The 6,029-nt window shown below is 37.2% G+C and carries 4 protein-coding genes; 1 reads left to right on the forward strand and 3 read right to left on the reverse strand.

The window, feature by feature from the left end; all coding sequences use genetic code 11:
• Positions 1-119: 119 nt before the first annotated feature.
• From F6K27_RS32050 to F6K27_RS32060, 3 genes are all read right to left on the reverse strand, one after another.
• Positions 120-395, reverse strand: coding sequence for a hypothetical protein (locus F6K27_RS32050; RefSeq protein ID WP_287279897.1), 276 nt, complete (start codon positions 393-395; stop codon positions 120-122).
• 655 nt (positions 396-1,050) lie between these two features.
• Positions 1,051-1,710: a hypothetical protein gene (locus tag F6K27_RS32055; protein ID WP_287279899.1), complete on the reverse strand. Its 660-nt coding sequence runs from the start codon at positions 1,708-1,710 to the stop codon at positions 1,051-1,053.
• A gap of 269 nt (positions 1,711-1,979) precedes the next feature.
• A complete protein-coding gene (locus tag F6K27_RS32060) occupies positions 1,980-3,929 on the reverse strand; it encodes a carbamoyltransferase (protein WP_287279901.1) in 1,950 nt (649 codons plus the stop codon).
• Positions 3,930-4,804: 875 nt separating this feature from the next.
• Between F6K27_RS32060 and F6K27_RS32065 the strand changes: the two genes are divergently transcribed.
• Positions 4,805-5,710, forward strand: a complete 906-nt coding sequence (locus F6K27_RS32065) for a transposase (protein WP_287279903.1) — start codon at positions 4,805-4,807, stop codon at positions 5,708-5,710.
• Positions 5,711-6,029 lie beyond the last annotated feature (319 nt).

Consider the following 6,029-nt stretch of genomic DNA (forward strand, 5'->3'; position numbering starts at 1 on the left):
CATCCTTAAAACTTTAACCTTTAGCGATCGCCTAATTTATGAAAAATACAGCTCATACAGTTACTTTTATGTTACATTATCAATATTTATGTAATATGTAAAGATGCCAGCGCTCATTGCTATAACTCTAATTTAGTGATATTGTTGTTCTTAGCTGTTTTTAATTGGCTTAGGCATTGAGTTGCTTCAGTAGCAATTGAATCAGCCCATGCCCATTGGATGTTAAACCGCTTCATTAGACGCTTTTCTACAACAGAATCTGACAAGTTCTCAGTTTGCATCCAGTTGACAGCAGACCGTTGCCAGGATTCATATAATTCTCCCAGTTCCTCAAAAACAGGATGATATTCAATTTTTGCTTCTATCCCTGTTAAGGAACCGTGAGATTTTGCCATTACTTACATTGAATCACTTTACTTAAGATTAGCAAAGCTTGTCTAAGGTTGTCAATAATATTTGCTATACCTTCTAAAAATCTAGACAATCCTAGACACGCTCTTCATCGGTGAGGTTAAGCGATTTTCCGACTCACCTGTCCATAAGTCTACTGGCATGCGAAGGTTAATGTTCCGCTCAAACACATTGAGTTTAGGACTCCCTCTGGGGTTTTCATCCTTATGAAAAGTCGAGTGCAAAACACTCCATAATCGTTGCTAAAATCCTCTGGTCTTAGCAGACGTATATAATAATAACACAGATTAATGGCGTAAAAACATAAACATTTTGTAGATATAAGTCTTGGATAGTCTATATTTTTCAGCTCTAGCAAGCAACAGAGTTCTTTGAGTACTTTGCCTGGGTGTGGTGGGTTATACATTTTCATTTTTAGAATATGCAAAGCATTCTTGAGGAAAAAGCATCAGCTTAACACACAAAAATTAAAATAAACAGGACTTACGGAATGGCACTAATTATACTGGTTATATCAGCAATAATGACCAAATTATACACTATATGTGGCACTGCGTAAGTCCTCATAAAGATGGTGCATTACATTTCATTAACGCACCTTACTGACACAAGACGACTGCTTACTGGTCAAACTTAAGACTAATTCATGCGTTTGCGACGAATAAACACAAAACTAAGACCCACACAGGCTAAAACGAAACTAGGTTCAGGGACATCTTCAGGTTCAATTTGGAAAATAAAAGTATCCAAACTACTTGAATTGCGATCATCATATTCAAATGTAGCAGCAGCAATTGGGGTTGATGAAGTAATTCCAAGGAAACCACTACCGTTCCGAGTTACTGATTGAATCAAGTTTCCATTAATATCAAAAACACTAAACGTCACATTACCAGGAGTTATAACCTCACCACCCACTGCAAAAGCCTGAGATGGACTAACGAAGCCATTAGGTGTTTGTGGATCAACAAAAAAAGCTCCCAATGCTGGCGAATCAAATCCAAAATTGCCAACAAGCACAGCATCAGTTCCACCTAGTTGAGTACCAGGCTTGTTGTCGTTACCAAAAGGAACACCCAATCCAGCAGCTCCTTCTGCAAAAACTACACCCAGGTTTGCATAGACTTGTTGAAATGGTTCAGGGTTAAACGTTCCAGCTTGAACACCTGAAAACGTTGCACCTGTAGCAAAAGTAAAATCGAGAGTCTCTGTAAATAAGATATCTATTGGAGAACTCACAGATGAGTTAAATTGGCTAAGATTTGTGAAAGACATTGCACCCGCTGGTTTAGCTGCCATAAGGGGAATTGTGATACTTGTCAAGATTGCACATCTTAAAGATAAGCTTGCTTTCATTTGGCCTCCTAGATTTCACTTTCTTGTTCTAGAGTGGATATAATTAGACAACTATCTAACTCAAAAGAGTTCTTGAAAAGAATGTACTCTAAAAGAGTATACTGCTTATCTAGCGTTTTGGCTAAAGTTAAAAATTTAACTTTGTTTGAGCGGCAATATTAACGAATCCACTCATAACAAGCTAATTTTAACTTTTAAATTTTGATTCAGTTCTAATCCAATTCAAACTCGTTTTTCCAAGACTCATCCTTTTCCCAAGGAATTTGCTCTGTCTTCGCCATCAAGAAATTCTCGAGCACCAAATAATCCATCTCTGTCCGCATAAAACACCGATAAGCATCTTCGGGCGTACAAACTATTGGTTCACCCCGCACATTAAAAGATGTATTCACAATTACCCCACATCCCGTCAACTTCTCAAAATGACGAATCAAATCGTAATACCGAACATTCGTCTCTTGATGAATAGTTTGAATTCTTGCCGAATAATCCACATGAGTAATTGCGGGAATTTCCGATCGCGGCACATTCAACTTTTCAATTCCAAACAACTGCTTTTGCTCCTCTGTCATGGGAATTAACAAATTCTCCTGCACGGGAGCTACCAACAACATATAAGGACTAGAATGTTCAATATCAAAATAATCTGAAACTCGTTCCGCCATAACAGAAGGAGCAAAAGGTCGAAAAGACTCCCGATACTTAATCTTCAAATTCATCACCGACTGCATTTTTTGATTCCGGGGGTCGCCAATAATAGACCGTCCTCCCAAAGCACGGGGTCCGAACTCCATCCGACCTTGAAACCATCCCACCACATTGCCATTATCTAAAATTTCTGCTAACCGTGGCATTAATTCTGTATCTGGCAAATATTCATATTTTGCCTGAATAGCATCCAGATATTCCCGAATTTCCTCATCTGCAAATTTCGGTCCGAGATAAGCACCTTGCATCATGTCATTAGGAGCGCGACAAACAGGAGGTTTTGCCACAGAAACAGCAGTATTTCCAGACTCCATAGAAGCAAAGACATTGTTTTCCGTAAGGACGTTGCATGCAACGTCCCTACTAACCTTTTCTATTACTCGCGGTTGATTATGGTATTCGTACCAAATAGCTAAAGCAGCACCCAACGCACCACCAGCATCTCCCGCAGCAGGTTGAATCCAAATATCTTTAAAAATTCCTTCCCGTAAAATCTTACCATTCGCCACACAATTGAGAGCAACTCCCCCTGCCAAACAAAGGTAGTCAGCATTCAATTCTTTTTGCACCGTTCGACTCAGACGTAACACTACTTCCTCAGTCACTCTCTGAATAGAAGCAGCAATATCCATTTCCCGTTGACTAATTTTTGTTTCAGCTTTGCGAGGAGGTCCGCCAAACAATTTGTCAAATTTCTCATTAGTCATAGTCAACCCGGTCGTGTAGTTGAAATATTCCATATTCAACCGGAAAGTACCATCAGCTTTTAAATCTATCAGATTATTTAAAATCAAATCCACATAATTAGGTTCTCCGTAGGGAGCCAAACCCATAAGTTTGTATTCCCCAGAGTTGACTTTGAAACCTGTGTAATAGGTAAAAGCTGAATAGAGTAAACCCAAAGAATGAGGAAAATCTATTTCCCACTGGGGAGTAAGTTTATTTCCTTCTCCCAACCAAACCGAAGTAGTCGCCCACTCACCCACTCCATCCAGACACATTACTGCAGCGCGATCGAACGGACTGGGAAAAAATGCCGAAGCAGCATGAGACTGATGATGTTCAGTAAACATCAGTTGAGGAAGATGGGATGCTTTGCACTGACCTAATGTAGATAATTCTTTTCTTAAAACAGTTTTCAGATATAATTTTTCTTTTAACCAAATTGGCATTGCCATCAGAAAAGATCGAAAACCTTTAGGAGCATAACTAAGGTAAGTTTCCAGGAGTCGCTCAAATTTAATTAAAGGTTTGTCGTAGAAAACTATTTGGTCTAGGTCAAGTAATTCTATGTTGGCTTCTTTCAAACAATAGGAAATAGCATTTTTGGGAAATCTGGCATCGTGTTTTTTACGAGAAAATCTTTCTTCTTGAGCGGCGGCGATAATTTTTCCTTCACATACTAGGGCGGCGGCGCTGTCGTGGTAATAAGCTGATATTCCCAGGATTTTCATATTTATCTTCTTAGTCTCCTTCACAGATAGCTTTATATATTTTTTGGCCAATTTTTGAGCAAAATATCCTCAAATTATAGTTCATCAAAGCACAGTGACACCCTATCTCCCTCTCTCCGTGTCTCTCTCTCTCCGTGTCTCCGTGTCCTCGTGTTGGGAGTGTGGGGAGGATGGGGAGATCAAGACACCTAGAGACAAAAATCTATTAGACATATCCAAAAATCAAAAATCAAATCAATTCTTATCCAGAAATAATCAATTATTCCCCTTCTGGGAGGGGGAGGGGCGAGGAGTGGGTTACCTATTCCCTCTTTTCTGGAGATGTCTATTGCACAGTTTTAGCTGTGTCAGTCTACTAGGAGAAATTACAATTTTAAATATATTTTTGAAAATATAAATTAATTACTGAGATAAAATCTGCTTGTAGAGCGATCGCGAAACTACATTATCAAATCTTCTCTCTTCAGACTATTGACTTTTCATTCAAAGACATTTGGTTGGGCAGATAAGCTCTACCTATTATTTATAAATATTTTTTATATAAAAAATGTATTGTTATCTGTTTTAATTATGTGTATATTAAAACTATGAAGTAAAGCAGAGCAAAAGATATGTTAAGTAGCAGTTCAGAAAGGTCAATTATCACAACATTTACCTAAATAACATGGGAGCATGAAAGCCATCGTCTTTTAAGCGATGGGTGAAAGGCGAGGAGTCGGATTTTAATCTGATGTATTTTATTTGACCAAAAAGCCACGTTGAAAGCTCTCGTGTTTTAACCGAGGGATGAAAACAACCGAGTCGTTTAGACTAGGCAACTAAAGTGCTCCTGTGTTATTATTACTCACAATAAAGCCATCCAACCACCATTTCAAATGTACTCTTGTCAGCAAGTTTTAGTAGGTAAAAATCCCGAATTAATTGCTATTTTAACATTCTTATGTGAACAGTCTCATAAGCTCACTAACATGGGAATATATTATGGTCGGCAATTATTTTTTAAATCTCACAAAACTCTGGGCAAGTTTGAATTGGAAAAGGTCTACAAAAAAAATAATCACTATAAAGTTCTACATTCCCAAGCAGCACAACAAATATTAAGAACTGTAGCTGAATCATTTAGATCTTATTATGGTCTGATTATTGCCTATAGTTCAGGAAAAATCTCAGAAAAACCAAGGATTCCTAACTATAAAAAAAAAGGAGGAATGGCTACAGTTAGTTACCCTTCTCAAGCATTAAAACTTAAAGGTAATCAAATTAGAGTACCACTAGGTAATACTTGTAAGCGCTGGTTTGGTCTAGATTGCTTTTACATTTCTATGCCGAGTAACCTCAACTTTGCTTCTATTAAAGAACTGAGAATATTACCGAGAAATAGATGCTTTTATTGGGAATTTGTTTATGAAAAAGAAATAGTAGTTACACCTCAATTAAATCAAGAAAATGTATTAGGAATAGACCATGGTGTAAATAATTGGTTGACCTGTGTATCCAATGTAAATACGAGTTTGATAGTAGATGGTAAACATCTCAAATCAATGAATCGTTGGTACAACAAACAGATATCAACTATTAAAGAAAATAAACCTTTGGGATTTTGGTCAAATAAACTAGCTGCCATTACAGAAAAGCGTAACCGCCAAATTCGTGACGGTATAAATAAAGCAGCCAGAATAGTCATTAATCACTGTTTAAAAAATTCTATTGGTACAATAGTTTTTGGTTGGAATAAAGGTCAGAAAAATCAAATAGAATTAGGAAAAAAAAGTAATTCATAATTTGTACCAATTCCCACAGCTAGACTCAAAGAAAGAATAGCTCAGTTGTGCAATGAATATGGAATAATATTTATAGAAACAGAAGAGAGTTATACAAGTATTGCTTCATTTTTAGATGGTGACTATCTGCCTAATTATGGTGAAAAACCCAATGATTGGAAACCGTCAGGAAAAAGAATAAAGCGTGGTTTGTATAGAACCCATTTGAGATCTATATAATTATGGTAGTCAAGTCTTTTCGCGCATTAATTTTGAGGAAAATTCAGTTGAAGGAGTGTTGAATTTTTTGTATTATCTCTCCCCAAATCTTCCCTCTTAA

Origin of the sequence: Okeania sp. SIO2F5 (assembly GCF_010692685.1) — a bacterium.
Taxonomy (GTDB): Bacteria; Cyanobacteriota; Cyanobacteriia; order Cyanobacteriales; family Microcoleaceae; genus Okeania; species Okeania hirsuta.

Bases quoted from the DNA above. Each gene is read 5' to 3' on its own strand.
- F6K27_RS32050 (WP_287279897.1), bottom strand. From the start codon at position 395: ATGGCAAAATCTCACGGTTCCTTAACAGGGATAGAAGCAAAAATTGAA.
- F6K27_RS32055 (WP_287279899.1), bottom strand. From the start codon at position 1,710: ATGGCAGCTAAACCAGCGGGTGCAATGTCTTTCACAAATCTTAGCCAA.
- F6K27_RS32060 (WP_287279901.1), bottom strand. From the start codon at position 3,929: ATGAAAATCCTGGGAATATCAGCTTATTACCACGACAGCGCCGCCGCC.
- F6K27_RS32065 (WP_287279903.1), top strand. From the start codon at position 4,805: ATGTACTCTTGTCAGCAAGTTTTAGTAGGTAAAAATCCCGAATTAATT.